Here is a 24,074-nt window from a genome sequence, read left to right as displayed (position 1 = left end):
GGTGCAGCCGTCCCAGGAGCCAACGCTCCATGTGGAGGACCGTGAGGGCGGCATCCGCGTCCTCACGGTGTCGCACCCGGCCCGCCGCAACGCGCTCAACGACGCGCTGCTGGCGCAACTGGACGCGGCGCTCGAGCCCGCGCCGCACGTCCGCGCGCTGCTGGTGCGCGGCGCGGGCGGTACCTTCTGCTCCGGCTACGATTTAACGCGGCTGGGCCCGCCCGGTGAGGACGGGCTGTTGCCGGATGACCCGCTGGTGGCGTGCCTCCTCAAGCTGGAGGGGCACCCGGTGCCCAGCGTGGCGCTGGTGCAGGGCGCGGCGGTGGGCGCGGGCTTCGACCTCGCCGCCTCGTGTGACTTCCGCATCGGCACGCCGGACGCGGTGTTCCTCATGCCTCCCGCGCGGCTGGGCATCGTCTACTCGCCGGAGGGCCTGGCCCGCGCGACGCGGCTGGTGGGCTTCTCCCGCGCGAAGCAGCTCTTCCTCACCGCGCGCAAGCTGGACGCGCGCGAGGCCCTGGCGTGGGGCCTGCTGGACGAGTGCGTGGAGGACGCGGAGGCGCGCGCACTGTCCCTGTGCGCCACGTTGGCCGCCCATGCGCCGCTCGCGGTGTCGGGGATGAAGGAGTCCTTCGGCCGGCTGGCGCGCGCCCCACTGGAGGACTCGGACCGGGCCCGCCTGCGGGAATTGCGCGCGGCGGCCTTCGGCAGCGAGGACGCGAAGGAGGGGCGGGCTGCCTTCCTGGAGAAGCGCCCGCCCCGCTTCACCGGCCGCTAGTCGGCGAGAGCCGCGGCGGCCGGTGACGCGGTTGCACCTGTCGCTCAGGTGTCGCCGAACAGCTCGCCCATGCGCAGCTGCAGCGCCGAGGCAATCTTGTACAGCGAGGAGATGGAGGCCGAGGACTCCGCGCGCTCAATCTGCGACAGCAGCGACACGGACAGGCCGGTGCGCCGCGCGAGCTGCTTGAGCGTGAGCTCCTGTGTCTTGCGCGCGTCGCGGATGGTGCGGCCAATGGCGCGGTGCAGGTCCGCCTCCGGGTCCTGGGACAGGCCCTTCTTCTGGAGGGCGTTGCGGACCGCGGTGATGAACTGCTCCGGCTCCATGGGCTTCTTCACGTAGTCGGAAGCCTGGGCCTTGAGCGACGCGACGGCCGTGTCCACCGTGGGGTACGCGGTGGCCACAATCACGGCGACGTCGGTGTCGTACTTGCGAATCTGCTCGAGCACCTCGGTCCCGGACATCTGGGGCATCATCATGTCCAGGATGACCAGGTGGAAGTCCGAGCCGCGGAGGATCTCCACAGTCTGCGTGGGGTCCGTCGTGGTGACGACCTCGTAACCTTCGCGGGTCAGCACCAGCTTGAGGTAGTCGCAGTTGTCCTGCTCGTCATCAACTACCAGGATGCGAATCTGCACAGCGTCTCCTCGCTGCAGGTGAACAGCGTCGGTAGGGGGCGGATGTGGAGCTCGGGGAGGGGCAAGCATCCACAGCCGGCAGTGGACGGGTCAGCCTCCCGGATTCTTCTGTTGCTGCTGCTTCCCCGTGTCGTACGAGCGCAGCCGCTCGAGCACACCGGCGCGCAACGGGTGATTGTCAGGCGCCAGTTCCAGATAACGGCGGTAGTGGTCCGCGCCCTTGTCGATGTTGCCCAGGCGCGCTTCCACGGTGCCGAGCATGAGGTGGCAGTCCGCGTTGTTGGGCGCCACCTGCGTGCACTCCTTGGCGAGCCGCAGCGCGTCCCGGTACTTGGCGTCCTGCTTGGCCTTCAAGAGCTCGCGGATGTCGGAGAGCAGCTTGTCCACCGACGGACCCGAGCCGGCGGGAGGCGTGGGCTCCACCGGGGTGGTGGCGCTGGCGGGCGTGGGGTTGGGCGGCGGGGGCGTCACGGCGGCGGCCTTCTGCTTGGCGTCAGTGAGCTGCGCCATCAGCTTGGAGTGCCGGGCCGCGAAGACCTTGGTGCCGGAGATGCCGGTCAGCATGGTCTCCGCCTCGGAGAGCTTGCCGGCCGTCAGGGCCGCCTCGGCGTTGGCGAGCTGCTGCTGCACCATTGACTCCGCGCGGGCCATGTCGAGGAGATCCTCCGCCTCCTTCGGCCGGTTGCCCTGTGCGTCCTTGGCGTTGGAGAGGAAGTCCTCGGCCCTTTCGAAATTCTTGTCCTCGAAGATGGCCTTCCGGGCCAGGGCCAGCCGCTGCTCCAGCGTGGGGCCGGTCGGCTCGGGGGGCGCCTCGGGCGGAGCCTCCGGGGGCGGCTTCGCGGCGTTGACCGGCTCGGTGCCGGTGGCCGGCGGCTGCTGCTCCTCCGGGTCCTGGTGCGCCACGGGGTTGACCGGGGGAGCGGATTGCTCCGAGCGAAGGAAGTAGAGGCCCGCGGCGGTACCGCCCAGCAGCAGGGCGACGAGGCCCGCCACCAGCGGAAGCTTGGAGCGCGAGCCGACCTCGCTGGCGGGCACGTCGTCCGCGGCGTCGCCGGCGTTGAGGAAGCGCAGCTTCACGTGGCCCAGCTCGATGATGTCGCCGGAGCCGAGCGTGGCCTGGGCGTAGCTCTCGCCATTGACCGTCATCCCGTTGGCGGACTGCATGTCGATGACGCGCCACTCACCGGTCTCCTCGCGCACCAGCTTGGCGTGCGTGCGCGACAGGGAGCGGTGGTCCAGGGTGATGTCGTTGTCGTCGGTGCGGCCGATGCGGAGCTCGGTGCGGATGCACGCGAACTCCTGGCCCTTCAGCTCGTCGGGCGTGAGCACCAGCAGGCGGGGCGCGTCCTCGGCGGGCACGTCCATCACCTTGCGCGGGCGGTCCGCCTCCACCTGATCCAACCGGATGATGGAGGTGGAGTGCCGGCGCACGTCGGCGGCGTTGGAGGGCGGGGTGTGGTCGAGCTCGTCCCCATCGCCGTCCGAGTCCTCGGCGGAGGGCGCGGCGGAGGCGTCCTCCTCCTGCTCCTCGTCCGAGTCCGGCTCACTGCCCATGGGCTCGAGCGCGGGCTCCGTCTTGCGGAGGGCCGAGGGCACCTTGGCGGTGATGGGGCCTGACACGCTGGCCGCACCTTCCGTCTGTAGGGCCAGGTCGTAGTCGCCGATCTGGATCAGGTCCCCCTCCTTCAGGGGTGACTGACCCGCGATCCGCTCGCCGTTGATCCGGGTGCCGTTATAGCTCCCCAGGTCTTCCACCACGACGTGGCCATTCAGTCGTACCAGTCGTGCGTGACGGCGAGACACGTTCCGTTCCGTCAGGCGGATGGTGTTTCCCTCCTGACGGCCGATGGTGATCTCGTCACGCACGAAGGGAACAACGGTCTTGCGCCCCTCGTCGTCTTCGATGATGAGCTTCAGCACGGGTCCGATCCGCGTACAGTCATAGCAGAACGGGCTTTACCTGTACAAGCCATGTATCCCCCTCAAAAGACAGGGCTTTCTCCCCAAGAGGAGGGACAACCGGGCTTGTTGTCCATCGGTCAGTCGGCCGTGGCGGGGGGATGGCGCACCCTCCCCTGGGTCACATTGGCCCTGGCCGCGGGTCTGATGGCGGTGCACGCCGTGCTGGGGCTGGCGGGGCCGGTGGACGTGGACGCCCTCGTGCGGTGGGGCGCCAAGGCGGGGCCGTTGGTGGTGGAGGCGGGTCAGCCGTGGCGACTGGTGACGGCCAACCTCCTCCACCGGGACTGGCCGCACCTGGGACTCAACCTGCTCGTGCTGGTGGCGGCGGGAGTCGCGCTGGAGCGCATGTGCCGGCGCCGTGACTACGTGGCCCTGCTGGTGGCGGCGGGGTTGATCACCATGGCGGGCTCGCTGGCGTGGTCCGGAGCGGTGAGCGTCGGAGCGTCGGGGCTCGTCTATGCCTGCGTGGGAGCGCTGCTGGTGCTGGGCCGGCGCTACCGCGGTCGGCTCGGGAAGCGGTGGATGTCCGGGGAAAGCGCGTTACCCACGGTGCTCATCTTTCTCTGGATGGGATGGACCTCGGTGGGCGTGGACAACGCCGGGCACCTGGGCGGGCTGCTCACGGGGTTGCTGGTGGGCGCCTTCCTGGAGCCGCGAGCGCTCAGCCGTGGGCTCGCCCGGCCGCTCGGTCTGGTGGTGGCCGCGGGCGTGGTGGCGGCGCTGGTGGTGGGCGAGCGCTCTGGTTGGCGGGTGGAGCGCGACGACGGCTTCGGCGTGTCCGTGGTGCTGCCGGAGGACTGGCGCGGCGAGGAGGACGGGCAGGGGCGGCGCTCCTTCTCCAACGGGCTGCCGGGACTGGGACGGGCGACGTTCTCCGCCGAGGTCATCGAAGTGGGCGAGCCCGGCGACGGCGCCGTGCAGGCGCGGCACTTCCAGGAGGAGGCGCTGGTGCCCGGCGCGCCGGGGCCGGTGGGGCGCACGCTGAAGGTGGCGGGCCCCGTGGCGGCGCGCGTGGGCGGACGGGACGCGCGGCGGGTGAGCGCGGAACTGGAGGGGCCCGGAGGACGGACGCACCTCATGGCCTTCTTCGTGCCGCGCGGCGAGTGGGTATACCGGCTCGTCTTCACCTGGCCCTCGGCGTACCCGGCCTACGAGGCGGTGGTGAGCCGGATGGTGGCGGAATTGCGCTTCGGCGAGCCCGCGCTGTTGCGAGAGGCCCGGGCCCGCGCGCTGCTGGTGCCGGGCGCGCCGGGACCGCTGCGAGCGCTGGGGAGTGAGCTGCGCCGCTGGGGGCTGGCGGAGGAGGCGGTGGCGCCGCTGGCGGAGGCGGTGCGGCTGGCACCTTCGAACGTGGAGACGCGGGTGGAATTGGCGCGCGCTCTCTTCGAGACGGGCCGCGTGGACGAGGGATGCCACGCGGCGGCGGAGGCGCGGGTGTATGGGCCGTCGGACACGGGCGCGCTGGAGGCCGGCGTGCGCTGCGAGCTGGCGCGCGGCGACGTGGCGCGCGCCCTGGAGCGGCTGGAGGAAGCGCGGCGGGTGGATCCGCGAGACGCGCGGCTGCGCGCCGCGGAGGTGGCGCTGCGGGCGGTGATGGAGGCGCCGGGGCGTCTCGGCGCGCCCGCGCGCGGTGCCGTCAGTCCTCGTCCTTGAGCAGGAAGTCGTTGTTGATGATCTTGAACGACAGCCTGCCGCCGCCCAGCGTGGGGGAGGGGCGCTCGACGAGCGGCCTCACCACGATGCCCTCCTTGCGGTTCTTCGTGCCCGCGTAGAGGCCCTGGGCGAGCTTCAGGTAGTTCTCCAGGCCGTGGTCGAACGTGCGCGCCGCCTCGCCGGTGATGACGTGCTCCACCGGCACGGTGCGCAGCCCGTGCTCCGCGCAGAAGGCGATGAAGTCCGCGTGGCCCAGGAAGCAGCCCGTGCGCGTGTCGTGGACGCTGAAGATGAACAGGTCCGGCTCCGTGAGCCCCAGGCGGTTCTTCTGGATGCCGGGGCCGCACAGCTCGCCCTGCACCGCGAAGCCCGGAGGCAGCACCGTCTCCAGCGCGTACTTCGCCGCCATGGCCCACACCGGGCCTGCCCCGCGCTTCAGCGACCAGTTGCGCGAGCACGCCACCAGCTCGCCCTCCAGCGGCCGGAAGAACGTGGTCGACGTCCCGTCCAGCTTCGTCGTCACGAAGAAGTCGTGGCCCCGAATCTCGTCCAGGACACCCAGCGCCGACTGGAGCCGGATTTCATCCGTCCTCGGCACCTGGCCCGGGAACGGGCCTGCGACGCCCCCCGCGTCCGGCAGCGGCGGCTCGAACTTCACGACGCCGAGCACGTCGCGCACGTCCGTCCCCTGCAACGGCACCTCGCCGGGAAGGATGGACGTGGGCAGCGCGAGCCCCTGCGACAGCACACCCCTCAGGCGCGCCGTCTTCACCCGGAAGCTCCTCGGCCGCAGGAACTCCGCCCACTCCTTCCCCTCCGGCAGCAGGCTGTCGATTTCGAAGAAGACGCACGCATCCCCGGGGGCGAACTCGCTCTTCCTCACCACCACGTCCCAGCCCATCACCCGCGCCTTCAGGATGTTGTCCGCTCCGGGAATGGGCTCCAGGTGGTCGATGCGCTGAATCGAGACGAGCTTTCTCTCCATGAGGCCCTCCTTCCCGCTGGCGGAAGCGCCGGGGCTCCCAGGGGACGGAGTGCGCCACCCGGACTGACAGCAGTCTACGCGACGGCCAGGGCCGCCCCGGTCCGTGCCTGCTCGGCCGCCGGGGCCCGGGCCCGAGCCTCCTTCACCACGAGGACGAGATAGAGCACGTCGAAGAGGAAGATGGAGACGCAGAGGAAGTGCAGGAAGGACAGCCCGCCCAGCCACGGCTGCGTCATGCCGATGACGTGGTGGCACTCGATGGAGGTGCCCAGCGTGCCCAGCATCTTGCACAGCGCGGCGGGCCAGGACAGGCCCACGCCTCCCTGGTGGCGGCGCGAGAAGTAGAAGAAGACGAAGCTCACGCTCATGACGAGGTTGATCATGAACGCGCCCACCAGCCCGAGCAGGTCGTGGTACTGCACGAAGAACGTGTACAGGCCGATGCCCGCCAGCACCGTGGTGCCCGCCACCACCGTGAAGAAGTGGCGCTTCACCTCCGGAATCGTCTGCAGTGCGCGCCCGTAGCGCAGCAGCTGGTAGACGATGACCAGGTCCACGAAGAACCACACCCGGTCGAACAGGTGCCACAGCGGCACCGGATTGGGGAACACCCACGACGCGAGGAACTCCCACGCCAGGTTCATGCAGATGGCCACCAGCGGCAGCCCGTAGGACTTGTCGCGGAAGCACTGGCGGATGATGAAGGCGTAGGCCAGCACCCAGAAGACGCAGCCCACCTCGCCGACGATGTTGAACCAGGCCAGCGGGTCATATGGCCCGCCGGGGACTGGATTCTCGGGGAACAGCGCGTCCAGCATCTCAGGCCACCTTCCGGGAGAGCACGCGCGGCGTCAGCGCTTCACGGGCCGCGGCGAGGACATTGCCGAAGCCACGAATGGCCTCGGGCAGGGTGGAGCGGCGCTCGGGCGCGAGCCGCCACTTGGACTGGAGGTCCTCCGGCAGCGTGAAGGCCGCACGAGGGCCTCCGTTGCCGGCGCGCACCATGGCCGCCACGAAGTCTCGGCTGACGAAGCGCAGCAGCTTCGCCGCGAGCGGCGTGCGGTCTCCCATCCACCCCACGAGCCCGCCCACGCAGCGCAGGCCCTCGGGGATGGCGGCGGTCCAGTCCGGCTTCGGCACCTGGAGCATGTCCGCCACGTTGATGCCTCGCCACTGGTCCTGGTCGAGGAAGAAGTGGATGAAGCTGGCGGGCAGCCCCTGCAGCGGGCCGGGCACCAATTCCTTCAGGCCTTCGATGAGGGAGTGCGTCATCACCACGCCCTCGGGGGCGACGGCAATCTGCCGCTCGCGGATGAGGTACGTCAGCTCGCGGGCCTCGTCGAGGGTGGTGGGGATGAGGCGCGCGTCCAGGCCGAGCACATGGCCCACCGCGCCCCACGCGTGCAGCCATGCTTCCTGCTGCCGCAGGGAGAGGGGCACGTCGAGCGCCTTCAGCCCTTCGAGCACCACGTACGAGAAGGTCATCAGCGTGCCGGCCATGTCCTCCTGGTTGATGGGCGCGCCCAGCTCCGCGATGTCCCACGGGCGGGAGGTGTCCTGGAGGATGAGGTGGCGCACGGCCGCGTGCATCAGCCGCACCTTCTGCGCGGTGCACACGCCGCGGCCTCCGGGCTCGAGCCCGCCGCTGCTCATGACGTCCACCACGAACTGCGCCGTCTCGAAGAGGCGGCGCACCGGGGCCTTGCGCAGGTAGCCGGTGCGGTCCAGCACCTGCACGCCCTTGCGCGCGGCGTAGGACGCGGGCAGCGAATAGAAGCCGAGCACCGCGAGGATTTCCGGCCCGAAGAGGTCGAAGAGGGACTGGGCCTGGTGCAGGCGCTCGGTGTCGATGGCGGGCAGGTCCTCGGACGTGCGCGCGAGGTAATCCAGGACGTAGGGCGGGAGCTGCGAGGAGGGCGCATCGCCGTTCGAGACGAGCCCGCGCATCAGCAGGTTGACGGCATCCACCCTGCCTTCGGTGTACAGCCGCGCGATGACGGAGTCCGCGAGCGGATCTCCACGCATCCGCAGCGCGTCCAGGGACGCGTGGGTCCAGAAGCTCGGTGCCATGGTTGGGTCCCGGAGGGCTCGGGAAATGTGCCCTCCATGACTGCGATACGGACCCTCACGCTGTATTTGGTCGTTGCCATCGCACGCTTCACCGCGGGTGGAGCCGTGTCACCACCGCGCGCTGAAGGCGCGCACCGCGAGTCCCGCGCCGGCCGTCCACTCGCTCGCCCTCGCGAGCCCCGCGTCCTGGTGCACGTACGCGCCGGACAGTTGGAACACCACGGGCTGGTCCTGCACCGCGAAGAGCACGCGTTCCACGCCTGCTTCCCCTCGTGCGCGGAAGAAGGTGCCGCCCTCGAAGCCCAGGCTCCAGCCGGCCAGCCCGGACGCTCGCAGGGCCCAGAGTCCATCCCCGGACTCCAGTCCCATGTCCACCATCAGCGTGGTGAAGGGCGACACCGTGTGCTCGGAGCCATCGGGTGAGCGGCGCAGGGTGTGGCTCGCGGCGGGGCCGATGCCCAGCCACACGCGCCCCGTGTCCGCGCGCACCGGGTCCACCAACAGGCCCACGCGTGCCGTCTCGAGCGTCCAACCCGGGCCCTCCCAGACGCGGCGCTCCAGGTGTCCCAGGCGCGGAGCGAACGTCACATCGAAGGGGAATGGGATGCGCACCGGGCGCGCGGTGGGCAGGAGGATGAAGCCCTCTTCGAGGTGCCGGCGCAGGTTGCCGTCATACGCGGTGGCGGTGAGCCCGCGTCGCTCGCCGCCCCAGGCCTCCACGCCGAGCAGCCGGTGGCTGTTGAACCACGGCGTGCCCTTGCTGTGACTGGTGCGTCCGGTGCGGATGAGGATGCCGGCCCGCACGGACTGCGCTCCCTCGCCCTCCTGCATGCGCAGGCCGGTGCCCAACAGCAGCCCGTCTCCCGGGTCGAAGCACACGGGATATTGCTCGCCCCGCTCGTCCGTGCGCAGGCATGCCTCTGTCTCCGTCGCCGGGGCCTCGGCGGGGACGGCGAAGGCGACCGAGGAGGCGAGCAGGAACACCAGTCGGAGCACGCGCACGCGCCTACTCCCTCACTGCCGAGGCCATGGGCGCCGAGCGCCGCGCCGGGGCCCACAGCGAGAAGCGCAGCCCCGCCGAGGCGGACCACTCCCACCGCGCGGGCACATCCGGCAGGTCACTGCGCCACACCCCGCGCCCATCCACCACCGCGCTCAGCGGTTGGTCGTTGATGGCCAGGAGGATGAGCTCGTAGCCCGCATGCACCTTCAGCCGCTCCGGCCGCAGAGGGCGCCCCTCTACCGCCTCCGCGAGCAGCACCTTCTCCGCCTCAACACCCAGGCGCAGGTGGTGGAAGCCATCCCGGTCCAGCGTCAAATCGCCTTCCAGCGCCGCGCCCGGCACCACCGTGTTGAAGCCATTCTTGTAGTCGCGCTCCGCCGCCGCACCCGCGCGCACGCGCACGTACGACACCATGTCCTTCGAGTGCCACAAATCCAACGTGGCGTGCACCGCGCTCCAGGTGAGGAAGCCCGCCTCGACCTCGTCGCGCTCCAGCTCCTCCACGCGCAGGAACTCCATCCACAGGCCCAGGTTGATGTCGATGTCGTACCGCCGCGGCTTGCCGAAGAACGTCGTCACGCGGAAGAGCGGCTCGTCGCGCTCCACGCTGAAGTCGTAGCGCATCAGCGTCGTCTCGAAGGACGGCTCGCCCAGGTACAGCTCCGTCTCCAGGAAGCGCAGCCGGTGCAGCCGCCGGCCCTCGCCGGGCAACTCCACGGAGATGCCGAAGTCCGCGCGCATGCGGCCGTCCATCTCTCCGTCGCGCCACAGCGGCGCCCACGCACCGCCCAGCCAGATGCGCCGGTTCAGGTCGAAGTTGAACTGCATCACGCGTCCGCGCTCGTCGCGGTACCAGCCGGCGGGCGTGTCCGCGATGGCGGGCTCCAGCCGGTACGTCTTCAGCCGCTCCGCCTCCGGGACATAGGACTCGTCGGTGCATAGCCCCACGCGCTCCAGCGGGCGGTCCGTCTCCAGGCCGTCCGCGTCCAGCTCGTGCACCGGCGCCACGAGGCACCGCCGCGTCGAATCGTCACACTGCGCCCGCCACTTCCCGGAGGGCACCGCCTTCGTCGGCGGCAGCGTCAGGCACACCGTGAGGACGTCCGGATTCTGCGGGGGCAGCGGTGAGGCGGGGGGCTGGAGGACGGGCGGGCCGCCAGGCTCCTCGGCCGGGCGGGGCTGTGCGTCGGGTGGTCGGGCCTCCTCGTCCTCGCCGCCTCCTGCCTGTGCGAGCAGGAGGGCACAACCCAGGGCCACGGCGGGTGAGAGCATGAGGTCTCCTCGAAGGGACGGCCCGGTGAGGGTGGGGTGAAGAAAGTCGGGAAGGGCCGGCGCCGGCAACCGTTACAAAGGCCGTGCCCCCGGTTGGTAGCCGGGCTTTCGCGGGGTTGGACTCCCCATATCGTGCAGGCTCCTGCACAATGGCGCGTCCCCCTGCACAGCCCACTGGCCCCGTGGCCGTGGTCGACCCCAGGGGGCGGCGGGGATATAAGGCCGCGGCCCGTGCCTACATGCGCGGGCCATCCGCCAGAACGACTCAAGGAGCTTCAGCCCGTGGCGAGCGAAGGCGAACAGCATCAGGAGCAGACCTTCACCGAGGCCATTCTCGGCAAGGAGACCCTCTCCGCGAATTGGATGAAGCGGTGGCTGGCGCTGCCCTTCAGTACGCGCGTCCTGGTGGCCACGGCCGGCTTCGCGGCCCTGCTCTTCCTCCCGTACCTGGGAGCGGTGGGGCTGTGGGACTGTTGGGAGACGCACTACGGCGAGGTGGCTCGGATGATGATCGAGCGCCGCGACTACGTGTACCCCTTCTGGGAAGGCTCCTGGTTCTTCTCCAAGCCGCCGCTCACCATGTGGATGCAGGCGCTGGGCATGCAGGTGGTGGGCACCGTGCGCACCGATGGCGCGGTGGGGCTCTACACCGAGTGGGGCATGCGCATCCCCTTTGCCCTGCTGAGCATCACCGCGGTGGCGCTGCTGTCGCTGGCGGTGTCGCGCGTGGTCAGCCGCCGCGCGGGCCTGGCCACCGGCTTCATCCTGGCCACCATGCCGCTGTACTTCCTGCTCACGCGGCAGACGGTGACGGACACGCCCTTCGTCACCACGTTCGTGTGCGCCATGGCGTGCGCGCTCATCGGCCAGCTGGATGAGACGACGAAGCACCGCGCCGCGTGGTGGTACGGCTTCTACTTCTTCGCGGGCCTGGCCACGCTGGCCAAGGGCCTGCTCGGCGTGGGCCTGCCCGCCGTCATCCTGGTGCTCTACGCCGTGCTGGCCGTCATCCCCTGGGACGGCGCCAGCGTGGAGCGGCACCTGCGCTGGCTGACGAACAAGGGCTTCCGCAAGGACGTGCGCGAGGGCCGTCTGCCCATGCCGGTGCTGTGGGGGCAGATGTACAAGATGCACCTGGGCACGGGCATCCTCGTCTTCCTCGCGGTGGCGGTGCCCTGGTACCTGACGATGTCCCTCTTCGACCAGGTGGACGACGAGGGGAAGCTCTTCTGGTACCGCTTCTTCATCCACGACCACCTCAACCGCCTCACGGCGGGCGTGTACACCACCACGCCGGGCGGCACGTTCATCTACTTCATCGAGCAGGGCGGCTACGCCATCTTCCCCTGGGTGGCGCTGCTGCCCGGTGCCTTCGCCGTCGTGTCGCGGCTGAAGCTGCGCTCGGCGAGCAAGGCGGACCACCTGGCCGTCATCGCCGTGCTGTGGGTGGCCTTCTCGTTCTGGCTGCTGGCCTCCAGCGCCACGAAGTTCCACCACTACGTCTTCCCCGTGCTGCCGGGCCTGGCCATCCTGCTGGCGCTCTTCGTGGACCGGCTGTGGGAGGAGGGCATCTCCGAGCACTCGGTGAGCCTCATCTTCGGGCTCGTCCTCTTCATCCTCGTGGGCAAGGACCTGGCGGAGAACCCGAAGAACTTCACCGACCTGTTCGTCTTCAACTACGACCGCCCGTACCCGCAGGACCTGGTGACGAAGCCCATCGCCTTCTTCGCCTCGCGCCCGCTGTGGACCGGTGACCTCGTGACGCTGGTGCTGCTGGCCTTCGGCGTGTACCTGTCCTTCGACGCGTTCTCCCCGCGCGCGAAGGAGAAGTCGTCTCCGGGGACGCGCGCGGTGGCGCTCCTGCTGCTCCTGTCCGGCGTGGCCACGCTGGGCGCGGTGGCGTCGCAGGCGCAGGTGTCCGCGGCGGCGCTGATGGGCCTGGCGCTGCTGGCGGTGGCGGGCTTCCTGGGCTGGCAGGCGTCGCGTCCGGGCACGGAGAGCCGCGCCACGCTGCAGACGGTGGCGGGCCTCATCGCGGTGGCGGGCGTGGCGCTCGCGGTGCGTGGCTTCCGCCATCCGGTGGCGGAGGACCCGCTGCTCAAGGCGCTGTCCGAGCCCGTCAACATCAAGGCCACCCTGGGCTTCACCTTCGCGGTGGCCGGGGCGCTGGCCGTCGTCGCGGCCATCCTGCGCGCGCGGGTGATGCTGTTCGGCACCTTCTGGGCGCTCGCGGCGGGCGTGGCCCTCTGGTTCAACTGGAGCCACTGGGTGGACCTGTCCCACCACTGGACGCAGCGCGACCTCTTCTGGCGCTACTACGCGCAGCGCCAGGCGGACGAGCCCATCGTCGCGTACATGATGAACTGGCGCGGCGAGACGTTCTACTCGCAGAACACGGTGGAGCAGTACCGCAGCAGCGACGCCAACACGCGCATGCGCAACCTGGCCCTGCGGCCCGGCCGTGAGTGGGTGCTGGTGGAGCACAACCGCCTCAACCTGGTGCGCAACGCGGTGGGCCCGGACAAGGTGGTGACGCCGGTGGACCGGGACATCAACAACAAGTTCGTCCTGGTGACGGTCGATTGAGCGGTATCCACGTCGAGGGCCTGGGAAAGCGCTTCGGGGACCGCACGGCGGTGGAGGGACTCTCCTTCCACGTGCGGCCCGGTGAGGTGTTCGGCCTGCTCGGGCCCAACGGCGCGGGGAAGACGACGACGGTGCGCATGCTCACCGGCCTCCTCACCCCCAGCGAGGGCGAGGCCACCGTGTGGGGCCACCGCGTGGACCGCGACGGCGAGTCGCTGCGCAAGGTGGTGGGCCTGCTCACGGAGCAGCCCGGCCTCTACGACAGGCTCACCGCGCGGGAGAACCTGCGCTTCTTCATGAAGCTGCATGAATTGGACGAGGCGAAGGCCTGGCCCCGCTCGCAGCACTACCTCCAGCGCTTCGGGCTGGGCGGGCGCGAGTCCGAGCCGGTGGGCGGCTTCTCCAAGGGCATGCGCCAGAAGCTGGCCATCATCCGTACGCTGGTGCACGACCCGCAGGTCATCTTCCTCGACGAGCCCACCAGCGGCCTGGACCCGGAGTCCGCGCGCACCGTGCGCGACGCGGTGGCGGAGCTGGCGTCGGAGGGGCGCACCATCGTCCTGTGCTCGCACAACCTCTCGGAGGTGGAGCGCCTCTGCGAGCGCGTGGCGGTGGTGAGGCGGACGCTCCTGGCCATCGGCCCCGTGCGTGAATTGCGCCGCGCGGGGCATTCGCTGGACGTGCACGTGGAGGGCGAGGCGGAGCGCTTCATCAACGTCCTGTCGTCATTGCCCTTCGCGCCCAACGTGCTGGCGGAAGGGGCGCGGCTGCGCGTCATGCTGACGGACGAGGGGAACGCGCCGGACGTGGTGGCGTGCCTCGTGGGCGCGGGCGCGCGCGTGCACAGCGCGGTGCCGGCGCAGCGGCCGCTCGAAGAGGTGTACCTGGACCTGCTGCGCGAGGAGAGGGGGTAGCCCATGGCGTTTCGTCCTCGCCGCGCCCTGGCGGTGTTCTGGAAGGACTTCCTGGACCTGCGCAAGAACGTGGGCCTGCTGGTGTCCATGGCGGTGCTGCCCACCATCATGGTGGTGGTGCCCATTGGCGTCGTCTGGTCCTACGTGCGCAATCCCAACCACGCGGACCTGCGCAGCGTGGCCATGTTCTACGACCCCAGCCTGCCGCTGGGCGCGAGCGCGGCGCGCTTCCTCATCGACAAGACGCTCGTCGACTGGTTCGGCATGTTCCTGGTGATGCCCGTCTTCGTCCCCATCCTCATCGCCTCGCAGAGCGTGGCGGGGGAGAAGGAGCGGCGCACGCTGGAGCCGCTGCTCGCCTCGCCGGTGACGGCGGCGGAGCTGGTGACGGGCAAGAGCCTGGCGGCGCTGGTGCCCGCGGTGGCGATTACGTGGACGGCCTTCATCTTCCTCTGCATCGGCGTGGACATCGTCGCGTGGCCGCTGGTGCAGATGCCGCTGATACCGGACGCGCTGTGGACGTTCGGCATCTTCGTGATTGCGCCGCTCTTCGCCTTCTTCGGCAACGGGGTGGCGGTGCTCATCTCCGCGCGGGTGAGCGAGGCGCGAATGGCGCAGCAGCTCTCCGCGCTGGTGGTGCTGCCCATCGTCGGCATGGTGGGCGGACAGGTGGCCGGCTTCCTCAAGGCGGGGCTGGGCTACTACACGCTCCAGGGCGCCGTGGTGCTGGTCCTGGACGCGGTGCTGCTGTGGGCGAGCATCCGCCTGCTGGACCGCGAGCGCCTCGTGAGCCGCTGGGGCTGACGTCCGCTCCAGGGCCATGACGGCCGCCCGGTGGGCAGGCCGCTAGGCAATGGCCAGTGAAAATGGCATGTTGCGAGCAAGCAGCCGGGCGACGGCGGGCGCGCTTTCGTCGCGGGTGCCACGTTCTTAAGAGGAGCGGGTGGCGGTGCGGGTTGACCGGCTGCCGACGCGGCCACGGAGGCGCTGACGAGCAATGGGTATCTTCGACAGCATCAAGGGCGAGGCGAAGCGCAACTTCATCGCGCGCGCGGATTCGGCGAAGGGCGACATCATCTACAAGTATCCGGAGAACAACATCCGGATGCTCACCCAGCTCACCGTCGACGCGGACGAGGTGGCCCTCTTCGTCAAGGACGGCAAGGTCGAGGGGAAGCTGGGGGCCGGCCGGCACTCGCTGGACACCAACAACATCCCCTTCCTGTCCCGGCTGATGGAGTCCTTCACCGGCGGCAACCTCTTCATCTCCGAGGTCTTCTTCGTCTCGGTGCGCGAGGTGGCCGGCGTGAAGTTCGGCGGGCCCATCGGTGACGTGCGAGACCCTGAGACGGGCCTCGGCATCGGCACCATGGTGTACGGCGACTTCTCCATCCGCGTGACGGACCCGGAGAAGCTGGTGGTGGGCCTCGTGGGTATGGGCCGCACCGGCAACGACGAGCTGCTGGGCTGGTTCAAGAACCAGGTGCTCAAGGTGACGCGGGACCGCATCGCCGAGCTGCTGGTGAAGAAGCGCTGGCCGCTGCTCGACGTGACGAGCGGTGCGTACACGGAGGAAATCGAGACCGAGGTCATCGCCGGGCTGAAGCCGCACGTGGACACGTACGGCCTCACCGTGGTGCGCATGGGCAACTTCCACGTCAGCATCAAGCCCGAGGACGAGGCGACGCTGAAGAAGCTGTCCAAGGACGTGGCCTACTCGCGGCTGGCTGGTGGCTTCCAGCAGTACGCGCAGGGGCAGGCGATGCTCGGCGCGGCCGAGGGCATGGCCAAGGGCGGCGACGGCAGCGGCAGCGGCACCGCGCTGGGCGGCATGGGCATGGGCATGGGCTTCGGCATGGCCCAGCAGTTCATGAACCAGCAGCACCAGCAGCAGCCCCAACAGCAGCAGCCCGCCCCCCAGGCGGCTCCCGCAGACACGCGCAGCCCCGCGCAGCGCCTGAAGGAAATCAAGGAGCTGAAGGACGCGGGCGTGCTCTCCGACGAGGAGTACAACGCCAAGCGCGCGGAGCTGATGAAGCTGCTGTAACGCCGCGCTGATGCGCGAAGTGACTCAGGGCCTCCATCCACCGCGGATGGGGGCCCTGTGCGTTTCAGCGCGTCCTGGCCACACTCCACCGCGCCCGGGGCAGGTCGGGCCCGCCCTGCGCGGAACGGGCGTGCGCCTCGTGGCTCAGCGCCCGTCGCCCGCCTGCGGAACCGCCTTCGGGGTGCTCTGCTGCTTCTCGGGCGGCGGGGTGAACTCCTCCAGGCCCGGCGCCGGAGGCGGCTGCGTGAAGTCCTCGAGGCCCGGGGCTGCGGGGAGGATGGCGTCCTCCACGCCCTCCAGGTTGAGCTTCATCGGCACCTGGAGCGTGGTGCCCAGCCGGAGCAGCAGCACGTCCGGCGCGATTCCCTTCTCGCCAATCGCCTCGGCCACCTCGCGCGCGGACAGCGCGTTGCCCCTGGCCCACAAGTCCTTCAGGAACGCGCCCGACTGCTGCGAGCGCCACCACGCCGGCCCGAAGCGCGCCTTGAGCTGCGCCTGGAGCTGCCCCGCGAGGAACCACGCGCGGAAGCTGTCCGCCGACTGGAAGAAGTCCTCCTGGTCCACGAGGTAGCGCGCCACGTCCTCGTCCGTCATCGGGATGTCGTCCGTGCGCGACATGATTTCGCGGTACAGCTCCTTCGGGTCCGCCTCCACGCGCCGGTGCAATTCCAGCTGGTACAACAGCCGCCCCGCCGCGTGACGGATGAGGTACAGCTTGTGCGCGCTGGACGCCGCCAGGTACTTCGCGCGCTGCTCGCCCGCGACGCCCGCGTGCTCCTCCAGCCACACCGGGTCCTCCACCAGGTCCGCGAAGAGCGCCGAGTACGCCTCGCCCACCGTGGGGTTGCCCAGCCGCGCCAATTCGAAGCGCGTCTCCTTCGTGAAGGCCGAGTGCAGCGCGTGTCCGAACTCGTGCAGCACGCGCCCCTGGTGCAGCACGCCCGAGCCCGGCTTGAAGGACAGCCGCACGTCGTCCGGTACCCGCACCGCCAGCGCCAGCGGGCGCGAGCTCTTGCCGCGGATGTCGCGTGAATCAATCTTCACGTTGGGCATCTCGCCCAAATCAATGCCCATGCCCGCCAGCGTGCCGTGCGCCTTGAGCAGCGACTCGCCCTTGGGGAAGGCGTCCTCCACCTCGCGTGATTTGAACAGCCGGGGGATGTCCGCGCGGGTGATGTCCTTGAAGGGCACGCCCAGCTCGCGCTGGCTCAGCCGCTCCATCACCACCCGGTACGGCGCCTGCGTGGCCTGGAGGATTTCCTCCGCCAGCACGCTCAGCTTCGCGAGGTCCGCCTGCCGCAGCTCGCCGCCGAAGGCCTCGTACGAGGAGAAGCCCAGCTCCTTCACCAGCTCCTCCGCGCGCTCCTCGCGCCGCCGCAGCGTCTGGTTGAGCCGCTCAATCCCGGGCGTGGCCGCCGAGTACATGGCCCGCCTGCGCGCCACCGCCCGCTCGTTGGCGAGCAGCCGCTCCAAATCCCGGTAGCGCAGGTCCTTCCCGTCCACGGTGAAGGTGAGGGACGCCTCCAGGTTGGCGGCCGCGTCGTTGAACTCGGCGAGCGCGCGCGACAGGTACTCACCGGCGAAGTGCGAGTGCAGCGCGGTGAGGGCGCGCAGCTCGCGCGGGTCCGTCGTGAGCTGTCGGAGCCGGTCGATTTTGCGGATGTTCTCGATGCTGAAGAGCGCCTCCTTGCCCGAGTACGTCCCGGCGACGTCCACGTGGCGCCCCTCCGTCCAGAACACCCAGACGAGCCGGTGCTGCGCCTCGAGGAGCGCTTCCGCCTGCATGGACAGGTCCTTCACGTCGGCGGTGAGCTGCTGCTGCTCGGTGAGCGCCTTCCGGGCATCCGCCGGTGGACCTTTGGGACAGGCGGTGATGCAGAAGGCGACAGCCAGCAGCAGGGGAATCCTTGGGTGCATGTGGGGCCTCATGTTACTTGCGCTCTGCCCATGCCCAACCTTTCTCGATGGCGGGCCGCCCGGGGCCGCCAGGCCCTCTACTCCGCCCTGCGACGTTTCTTTGCCGCCCACGACTACCTGGAGGTGGAGACGCCGCTCCTCATCCCCGCGCCCGGCATGGAGCCGCACATCAACGCCTTCGAGGCCGGCTTCATCCCGGAGACCGACGTCGGGCAGGCTCGGACGCTCTACCTCCACACCAGCCCCGAGTACGCGATGAAGCGCCTGCTCGCCGACGGGGCCGGGCCGCTGTTCCAAATCTGCAAGGTGTTCCGCAACGGCGAGGTGTCCCCCACGCACAACCCGGAATTCACCATGCTGGAGTTCTACCGGCCGCACACGGACTACCACGGCATCATGGCGGACCTGGAGGGCGCGCTCGCGGAGGCCGGGCGCAGCGCGACGGAGGGTGAGCCCGGCGCAGACCCGGCCTTCTTCACGCGCACCCCGTACGAGCGCCTCACCGTGCGCGACGCCGTGCTGCGCGCCACCGGCGTGGACATCCGCGTGCATTCGGACGGGCCCTCGCTCAAGCGGGCGGCCGAGGCCGCGGGCGTGCGCACCGGCGACTCGGAGAGCTTCGACGACGTCTTCTTCCACCTCTTCCTGCAGAAGGTGGAGCGCGGGCTGGGCTTCGAGCGGCCCACCTTCCTGATTGAGTACCCGGCGTCCATGGCGGCGCTCTCCCGCTTGAAGCCCGGTGACTCCGCCGTGGCCGAGCGCGTGGAGCTCTACGCCAAGGGGCTGGAGCTCGCGAACGGGTTCTCGGAGCTGACAGACCCGATAGAACAGCGGGCCCGGTTGGTGGAAGAACAGGAACTCAGGCGTAGGCTGGGGCGGTCCGTGTATCCACTGGACGAGCGGTTCCTTGACGCGGTAGGTCGAATGCCACCTTCGGCGGGCATCGCCGTGGGGCTCGACCGAATCCTGATGCTGCTGCTCGGGGTCCAGCGCATCTCGGATGTCCTCCTGTTCCCCGCCCACGAGTTCGTGTGATTCGCAAGCTCCTGCAGACGGCGTTTGCCGGGACGGCGGCGGTGGGGCTCACGGGCGTGTTCTCCACCGTGGTGTCGGCGCTGTCGCTGAAGGAGGACTCGCGCGACGCGGACCGGGCGCTGAACGTATGGGCGAACATGGTGCTGGCGTCCGCGGGCGTGCGGCACGAGGCGGTGGGGCTGGAGCACATCCCCGCGGACAGCCACGTCGTCTTCGTGTGCAACCACCAGTCGCACTACGACGCGCTGGTGCACCTGGCGCACATCCGCAAGCACACGCGGTACGTGGCCAAGGCGGAGCTCTTCAAGATACCGGTGTTCGGCGCGGCGCTGCGGCGCTCGGGCAACATCCCCGTGGAGCGCACGGGGGGCGGGGGAGACAGGGCCCGTCTGTCCGAGGCGGCGCGGGCGGTGCGCGAGCGGGTGAGCGTGCTCTTCTTCGCGGAAGGCACGCGCAGCGAGGACGGCCTGTTGCGGCCGTTCAAGAAGGGGGCCGCGGCGCTCGCCATCCAGGCGGGCGTGTCGGTGGTGCCCATGGCCGTGTCAGGCACACGGCTCATCCTTCCCAAGGGGGGCAGGGCGGTGCGGTGGGGCCAGCGCGTATCGCTGGTGGTGGGCGAGCCCATCTCGACCGAAGGCCTGAAGATTCAAGACCGCGAGCCGCTCACGCGCCGGCTGGAGGACGCGGTCGCTCAACTCTATTCCGAGGCCTGCAAGCGCTCGGGAGACGTTCCATCATGAAGAAGCCCGTACAGACCACATCCCAGGCTCACCCGTGGCATGGCATCACGCCCGGGGAAGACGCCCCGACCATCGTCACCGCGTACATCGAAATCGTCCCCACGGACGCCGTGAAGTACGAGCTGGACAAGGAGTCCGGTATCCTCAAGCTGGACCGCCCGCAGCGCTTCAGCAGCCAGTGCCCCACGCTCTACGGCTTCATCCCGCAGACGTACTGCGACGAGCTGGTGGCGAAGCGCTGCGCCGAGCGCACCGGCCTGAAGGACGTCCGCGGCGACGGCGACCCGATTGATATCTGCGTGCTGACGGAGAAGGTCATCTCCAACGGGAATCTGCTGGTGCGCGCGGTGCCGATTGGCGGCTTCCGGATGGTCGACGGCAACGAGGCCGACGACAAGATCATCGCGGTGCTGGAGTCGGACCTGGTGTACGGCGAGCTGCAGCACATTGCCCAGTTGCCGCGCGCGCTGCTGGACCGGCTCAAGCACTACTTCCTCACGTACAAGCAGATTCCGGGCGAGGGGAAGCGCAGCGTGGAAATCGCCGAGGTGTATGACCAGCCCGAGGCGCTCGAGGTCATCAAGCGCAGCATGAAGGACTACGAGCGGCTGTACGGCACGAAGGCCACGACGACGGTGAGCCGTGCGCGGCCGGCGCGCAAGGCGCGGACGCGGGCGCGCGCGGGCTGAAGGTGCCCCGGGGCAGACCCTGACCTGCTCTGGAGTTGCACCTGCTGCCTGGACCTGGCCCATTGCTCCCTGTCACCCGTTGCAGGCGGTGACAGGTGCGGAGCGCCGCTGAGGCGCTACCGCGGGCCCGAGAGCCGCGGCAGGCGCACGGTGAAGGTGGTGCCCTCCTCCGGCGTGGAGCGCACGTCGATGCCCCCGTCATGAGCGAGGACGATCTGCCGGGTGATGAAGAGCCCCAGGCCGAGGCTGCCCTGACCCGGCCCGGCCTCGGGCCCCCGCCGGTAGGGCTCGAAGAGGTTGGACATCACCTCCGGGGGGATGGCGCGACCTGCGTTCTCGTTGTGCACCTCGAGCAGGAGGCTCGAGTCCTCGCTCCGGGTGGACACGCGCACGGGTGAGTCGGCCGGACTGTGCTGGAGCGCATTGCCCACCAGGTTGGTCACCACCTGGGCCAGGCGATCTCCATCCCACTCGCCCCGCCCCTCGCCGCTGGAGTGGAACGCGATGTACCGGTCCGGATGGGCGAGCCGCACCTCCTTCACCACGCGCAGGACATGCTCGTGGAAGTCCTGGGGCACGCGGTGGATGGGGATGCCCCGCATGCGGGCCTGGTTGAAGTCGAGCAGGTCCCGAATCATCCGACTGGCCCGGTCCGACGCCGCTCGGATGTGGCTGGCGGCCTTCGCCGTTCGCTCGTCCGCGTCCTCGCGCTTGAGCAGGCTCGTGGCCGACAAGCTGATGGCGTTGAGGGGGGTGCGCAGGTCGTGGCTGACGATGGCCACCACGTCCTCGCGCACACGGATGGCGTCCTGGGCCTCCTGGTAGAGGCGCGCGTTGTCGAGCGCCATGGCCGCGCGATCGGCCACGCCTCGGGCCACCTCCAGGTCCGTCGTGGCGCATGTGGGGCGGGGCTGGCTCCAGGCGAAGGAGATGAGGCCGAGCTTGCGGCCCCGGGCCACCAGCGGGACGAGGAGGAAGGACTTCAGGCCGAGCGTCTCCAGGAGGGCCCGGTGCTCCGGGTCACAGGCGAGGGCGGCCAGCTGCTCGGGGGAGGGCTCCGGCTCGGCCAGGGGCACGCCGCTCTCCAGCACGCGCAGCATGTCGCTGGGGTGTCCCAGGTGGAGGGGAGAGGGCACCGAGCGGCGGATGAGCGCCTGACGCTCGGGCTCGCGTGCCGCCACCTCCAACCGCTGCAACCGCCCGTCCTCCCCCAGCAGGCCCACCAGGCAGTAGTCGGCCAGATGGGAGACCACGAGCGAGGCGAGGCTCTTGAGGGTGATGGGGACGTCGAGCGACTGGGACAGCAGCGTGCCCACCTGGACGAACAGGGCCTGGGCCTCCTCGGCGTGCTTGCGCGCGGTGATGTCGCGCACGATGCAAGTGAAGATGCGTCCCTGCGACAGGCGGGTCTCGCTGACGGAAAGCTCCAGCGGAAAGAGGCTCCCGTCCTTGCGCCGGCCCCGCACCTCGCGCCCGCCACCGAGCAGCTTGTGGGTCCCCGGTTGGAGGGTGCCGCTCAGGTGGGGCTCGGGCACCAGGTCGCGGATGTCGCGGTCGAGCAGTTGCTCGGGGGGATGGCCGAAGATGCGCACGGTGGCCGGGTTGATGCTCTGGATGCGGCCCCACTCGTCGATGGTGAGGATTCCATCTACCGCCGTCTCCAGGATGGCCTGGAGCCGCTGGGCCGTCGCGCGCAGCATCTCCTCGGCCTGCCGCCGCGGTGAGATGTCGCGGGTAATCATGGCGAAGCCTCGCGGGTTCCCCTGCTCGTCGCGCAGGGCGGTGAGCAGGATGTCCGCCCAGAACCGGCTGCCGTCCTTGCGCACCAGGGGCATGTCCGCGCGGTACTGCCCCTCGGCGCCGGCGAGCCGCAGGGCCTCCTCGGGGACCCCGGCCACCACGTCTCCGGGGAGGAAGAAGAGGGACATGGAGCGGCCGAGGACCTCCGGCGCCTTCCAGCCCTTGATGCGCTCGGCGCCCGGATTCCAGCTCGTCACCCGGCCCTCGGGGTCGAGCATGAAGATGGCGTAGTCCTCCACGCCCTCCACCAGCAGACGGAAGCGCTCCTCGGTCGCGTTCTCGGCGCGCTTGCGCTCCGTGATGTCCAGCACCGCGCTGGCGACGAGGATGACCTCGCCGGCCCGGTTGCGCACCGGGGCGTGGTTGAAGAGGTAGTGACGGACCTCTCCGCCCGTCGTGGAGGAGGTGACCGTCACCTCCTGGCCGAAGACCGGCTGCCCCGTCTCCAGCACCTGGCGGCGGATGGGCTCGAGCTGGCCGGCCATGTCGGGAGCGACCTCGTTCACGGTGCTGCCCAATATCTTCCCGGTGGGCACGCCGCTCATGTCGGCCAGCATCTGGTTGACGCGCACGTAACGCAGGTCGCGGTCGAGGAAGGACAGCCCCACGGGGGCGGTGGTGAGCAGGGTGTCCAGCAGCGCCAGCGCCTCTTCTGCCTTGCGGCGCGTGCGAACCCACTCCGTCACCTCCACCACGTGCGCGACGACGCCATCCACCTGGCCGTCCGGCCCATGGCTGGGCGTGTAGACGAAGTTGAAGAAGGCCTCATCGGGTGGCCCTCCGTCGGGTGGGTTCACCCACACCGGGGCCTCGTTGCCCGCGATGGGTTTGCCCGTGCGGTAGACGTTGTCGATCAGCTCGCCGTAGCCCTGCTCCACGAGCTCCGGAATGGCCTCGAGCAGGGGCTTGCCCACCACGTCCCGGCCGCGGCGCTGGGCGAAGAAGGGATTGGCCAGGGTGACGATGTGCTCGGGCCCCTTCATCACGAAGATCATGACCGAGGAGAGCTGGAAGAGCGCGCCCAGGCGCTCGAGTTGGGCTTCGGACTCGCGCAGCAACAGGGCCCGGGCGTTCTCGGCCTCCTTGCGCTCGGTGATGTCCGTGGAGATGCCGCCGATGGCCGCGGGTGTGCCCTCGTCCCCGGGCAGGGGAAACTTCACGGCCAGGTACGTGCGCGGCCCAGAGGGCCGGTGCACCACCTCCTCGGTGACACGGGTGTGGCCGGCCAGGACCTGGGCATCGTTGGCCCGGAACGCGTCGGCGGTCTCCGGGGGGAAGAGCGAGCGGTCGTCCCGGCCGAGAATCTCCTCGCGCGAGCGCCCCACCAGTTCCTGCGCGTGGCGGTTGGCCACGAAGTAGCGTCCCTCGGTGTCCTTGGCGTAGATGGCGACGGGGGCATGGTCCAACAGCTCCTGGAGCCGGAGCTCGTCGAGCCGCCGCGCCGCCTCGCGCTGGAGGGTGTGCTCGTCCACCGCCTCGGCGATGCCGTGGACGATGAGGGAGGCGAGCGTGCGGAGTTCGGCCAGGGTGACGCGCGCGCCCGTCTGCTCCACCGAGTCGAGGATGCACTCGTGCAGCAGGCCGTACTCCCGCACCAGCTCTCCCAGGTCGAAGCCGATGCGCAGGCGCTGGCGGCCGTGCTCCCGGGCCTCGGTGCTCTCCTCCCATACCGCGGCGTCGCCCCGCCGCCCGGCCCGGTGCAGCACCGCCGCCAGGTTCTGGAGGTAGTCGCCGATGTGGTCCTCCAGCACGCCCTGGGAGCGGGGCGTCGGGGCCAGCTCTTCGCGCAGCCGCTCCACCCAGTGGTGGACGATGTCGTCATGTCGGGCCTCCAGCACGTCCACCAGCGAGGCCGGTTGGGACTCGGGCTGATGCGTCTCGAGATTCACGGCGGCATTCCTCCCCCGGAGGTGGAGACAACGGCTCCATCCGATGATGGAGATGCCAGCGCGCGGACGGGAGATTCCCCTGCCGTACCAGCGGGC

General features: G+C 70.1%; 18 protein-coding genes. 9 read left to right on the top strand and 9 right to left on the bottom strand.

Translation table 11 applies throughout. The annotated features are described in order from the left end of the window. Position 1 precedes the first annotated feature (1 nt). Entirely contained in the window at positions 2–778 is a 777-nt protein-coding gene (locus tag ACVTJA_RS39395) for an enoyl-CoA hydratase/isomerase family protein (RefSeq protein WP_465828110.1), read from the top strand. A 44-nt stretch (positions 779–822) separates the two neighbouring features. On the opposite strand, the gene ACVTJA_RS39390 is transcribed toward ACVTJA_RS39395, so the two are convergent. Both ACVTJA_RS39390 and ACVTJA_RS39385 read right to left on the bottom strand, forming a co-directional pair. Beyond that, complete coding sequence (locus ACVTJA_RS39390; protein ID WP_002634367.1) at positions 823–1,416, bottom strand: response regulator; 594 nt, start codon at positions 1,414–1,416, stop codon at positions 823–825. Between the two features lie 90 nt (positions 1,417–1,506). After that, positions 1,507–3,336 (bottom strand): FHA domain-containing protein, encoded by a 1,830-nt coding sequence (locus tag ACVTJA_RS39385; RefSeq protein WP_465828108.1) that lies wholly within the window; start codon positions 3,334–3,336, stop codon positions 1,507–1,509. 186 nt (positions 3,337–3,522) lie between these two features. Here ACVTJA_RS39385 and ACVTJA_RS39380 point away from each other — a divergent pair, with 186 nt between their 5' ends. Further along, the gene (locus tag ACVTJA_RS39380; RefSeq protein WP_465840629.1) at positions 3,523–5,031 is read left to right on the top strand and encodes a rhomboid family intramembrane serine protease; all 1,509 of its coding nucleotides are present in this window, start codon (positions 3,523–3,525) and stop codon (positions 5,029–5,031) included. On the opposite strand, the gene ACVTJA_RS39375 is transcribed toward ACVTJA_RS39380, so the two are convergent. The 5 genes from ACVTJA_RS39375 to ACVTJA_RS39355 form a co-directional block, all read right to left on the bottom strand. Beyond that, positions 5,015–6,016, bottom strand: a complete 1,002-nt coding sequence (locus tag ACVTJA_RS39375; RefSeq protein WP_465828106.1) for an RNA ligase family protein — start codon at positions 6,014–6,016, stop codon at positions 5,015–5,017. The genes ACVTJA_RS39380 and ACVTJA_RS39375 overlap by 17 nt on opposite strands. A gap of 74 nt (positions 6,017–6,090) precedes the next feature. After that, on the bottom strand, positions 6,091–6,834 hold the full coding sequence (locus tag ACVTJA_RS39370; RefSeq protein ID WP_465828104.1) for a transmembrane-type terpene cyclase: 744 nt from the start codon (positions 6,832–6,834) through the stop codon (positions 6,091–6,093). Between the two features lies 1 nt (position 6,835). Next, positions 6,836–8,086: an oxygenase MpaB family protein gene (locus ACVTJA_RS39365; RefSeq protein ID WP_465828102.1), complete on the bottom strand. Its 1,251-nt coding sequence runs from the start codon at positions 8,084–8,086 to the stop codon at positions 6,836–6,838. Between the two features lie 108 nt (positions 8,087–8,194). Beyond that, entirely contained in the window at positions 8,195–9,088 is an 894-nt protein-coding gene (locus tag ACVTJA_RS39360) for a hypothetical protein (protein WP_465828100.1), read from the bottom strand. A 4-nt stretch (positions 9,089–9,092) separates the two neighbouring features. Next, positions 9,093–10,361: a hypothetical protein gene (locus ACVTJA_RS39355; RefSeq protein WP_465828099.1), complete on the bottom strand. Its 1,269-nt coding sequence runs from the start codon at positions 10,359–10,361 to the stop codon at positions 9,093–9,095. 282 nt (positions 10,362–10,643) lie between these two features. Between ACVTJA_RS39355 and ACVTJA_RS39350 the strand changes: the two genes are divergently transcribed. The 4 genes from ACVTJA_RS39350 (at position 10,644) to ACVTJA_RS39335 (ending at position 15,908) form a co-directional block, all read left to right on the top strand. Beyond that, complete coding sequence (locus ACVTJA_RS39350; RefSeq protein WP_465828098.1) at positions 10,644–12,947, top strand: ArnT family glycosyltransferase; 2,304 nt, start codon at positions 10,644–10,646, stop codon at positions 12,945–12,947. Then, entirely contained in the window at positions 12,944–13,861 is a 918-nt protein-coding gene (locus ACVTJA_RS39345) for an ABC transporter ATP-binding protein (RefSeq protein WP_465828096.1), read from the top strand. The genes ACVTJA_RS39350 and ACVTJA_RS39345 overlap by 4 nt, the downstream gene beginning before the upstream one ends. A gap of 3 nt (positions 13,862–13,864) precedes the next feature. Continuing rightward, positions 13,865–14,665, top strand: a complete 801-nt coding sequence (locus ACVTJA_RS39340; RefSeq protein WP_465828094.1) for an ABC transporter permease subunit — start codon at positions 13,865–13,867, stop codon at positions 14,663–14,665. Positions 14,666–14,858: 193 nt separating this feature from the next. Next, complete coding sequence (locus tag ACVTJA_RS39335; protein WP_465828093.1) at positions 14,859–15,908, top strand: SPFH domain-containing protein; 1,050 nt, start codon at positions 14,859–14,861, stop codon at positions 15,906–15,908. A 144-nt stretch (positions 15,909–16,052) separates the two neighbouring features. Here the strand turns inward: ACVTJA_RS39335 and ACVTJA_RS39330 are convergent, their stop codons facing one another. Beyond that, the gene (locus ACVTJA_RS39330; RefSeq protein WP_465828091.1) at positions 16,053–17,825 is read right to left on the bottom strand and encodes a chromosome segregation protein SMC; all 1,773 of its coding nucleotides are present in this window, start codon (positions 17,823–17,825) and stop codon (positions 16,053–16,055) included. Positions 17,826–17,855: 30 nt separating this feature from the next. Here ACVTJA_RS39330 and epmA point away from each other — a divergent pair, with 30 nt between their 5' ends. The 3 genes from epmA to ACVTJA_RS39315 are packed head-to-tail and all read left to right on the top strand — an operon-like array spanning position 17,856 to position 20,289. Next, entirely contained in the window at positions 17,856–18,860 is a 1,005-nt protein-coding gene (gene epmA / locus ACVTJA_RS39325) for an EF-P lysine aminoacylase EpmA (RefSeq protein ID WP_465828089.1), read from the top strand. After that, on the top strand, positions 18,857–19,600 hold the full coding sequence (locus tag ACVTJA_RS39320; protein WP_465828087.1) for a lysophospholipid acyltransferase family protein: 744 nt from the start codon (positions 18,857–18,859) through the stop codon (positions 19,598–19,600). Before epmA ends, ACVTJA_RS39320 begins: the two co-directional genes overlap by 4 nt. After that, complete coding sequence (locus tag ACVTJA_RS39315) at positions 19,597–20,289, top strand: inorganic pyrophosphatase (RefSeq protein WP_465828086.1); 693 nt, start codon at positions 19,597–19,599, stop codon at positions 20,287–20,289. The genes ACVTJA_RS39320 and ACVTJA_RS39315 overlap by 4 nt, the downstream gene beginning before the upstream one ends. 116 nt (positions 20,290–20,405) lie before the next feature. On the opposite strand, the gene ACVTJA_RS39310 is transcribed toward ACVTJA_RS39315, so the two are convergent. Further along, on the bottom strand, positions 20,406–23,978 hold the full coding sequence (locus tag ACVTJA_RS39310; protein WP_465828083.1) for a PAS domain S-box protein: 3,573 nt from the start codon (positions 23,976–23,978) through the stop codon (positions 20,406–20,408). Positions 23,979–24,074 lie beyond the last annotated feature (96 nt).

The organism is Pyxidicoccus sp. M6 (assembly GCF_055568925.1).
The sequence above is the reverse complement of the archived record's forward strand: the minus strand, read 5'-3'. Positions and strand labels throughout refer to the sequence as shown.

Excerpts from the sequence above, each read along its gene's own strand:
- ACVTJA_RS39380 (WP_465840629.1), top strand. The coding sequence starts at position 3,523 with ATGGCGGTGCACGCCGTGCTGGGGCTGGCGGGGCCGGTGGACGTGGAC.
- ACVTJA_RS39375 (WP_465828106.1), bottom strand. The coding sequence starts at position 6,016 with ATGGAGAGAAAGCTCGTCTCGATTCAGCGCATCGACCACCTGGAGCCC.
- ACVTJA_RS39370 (WP_465828104.1), bottom strand. The coding sequence starts at position 6,834 with ATGCTGGACGCGCTGTTCCCCGAGAATCCAGTCCCCGGCGGGCCATAT.
- ACVTJA_RS39365 (WP_465828102.1), bottom strand. The coding sequence starts at position 8,086 with ATGGCACCGAGCTTCTGGACCCACGCGTCCCTGGACGCGCTGCGGATG.
- ACVTJA_RS39355 (WP_465828099.1), bottom strand. The coding sequence starts at position 10,361 with ATGCTCTCACCCGCCGTGGCCCTGGGTTGTGCCCTCCTGCTCGCACAG.
- ACVTJA_RS39340 (WP_465828094.1), top strand. The coding sequence starts at position 13,865 with ATGGCGTTTCGTCCTCGCCGCGCCCTGGCGGTGTTCTGGAAGGACTTC.
- ACVTJA_RS39335 (WP_465828093.1), top strand. The coding sequence starts at position 14,859 with ATGGGTATCTTCGACAGCATCAAGGGCGAGGCGAAGCGCAACTTCATC.
- ACVTJA_RS39330 (WP_465828091.1), bottom strand. The coding sequence starts at position 17,825 with ATGCACCCAAGGATTCCCCTGCTGCTGGCTGTCGCCTTCTGCATCACC.
- epmA (WP_465828089.1), top strand. The coding sequence starts at position 17,856 with ATGCCCAACCTTTCTCGATGGCGGGCCGCCCGGGGCCGCCAGGCCCTC.
- ACVTJA_RS39315 (WP_465828086.1), top strand. The coding sequence starts at position 19,597 with ATGAAGAAGCCCGTACAGACCACATCCCAGGCTCACCCGTGGCATGGC.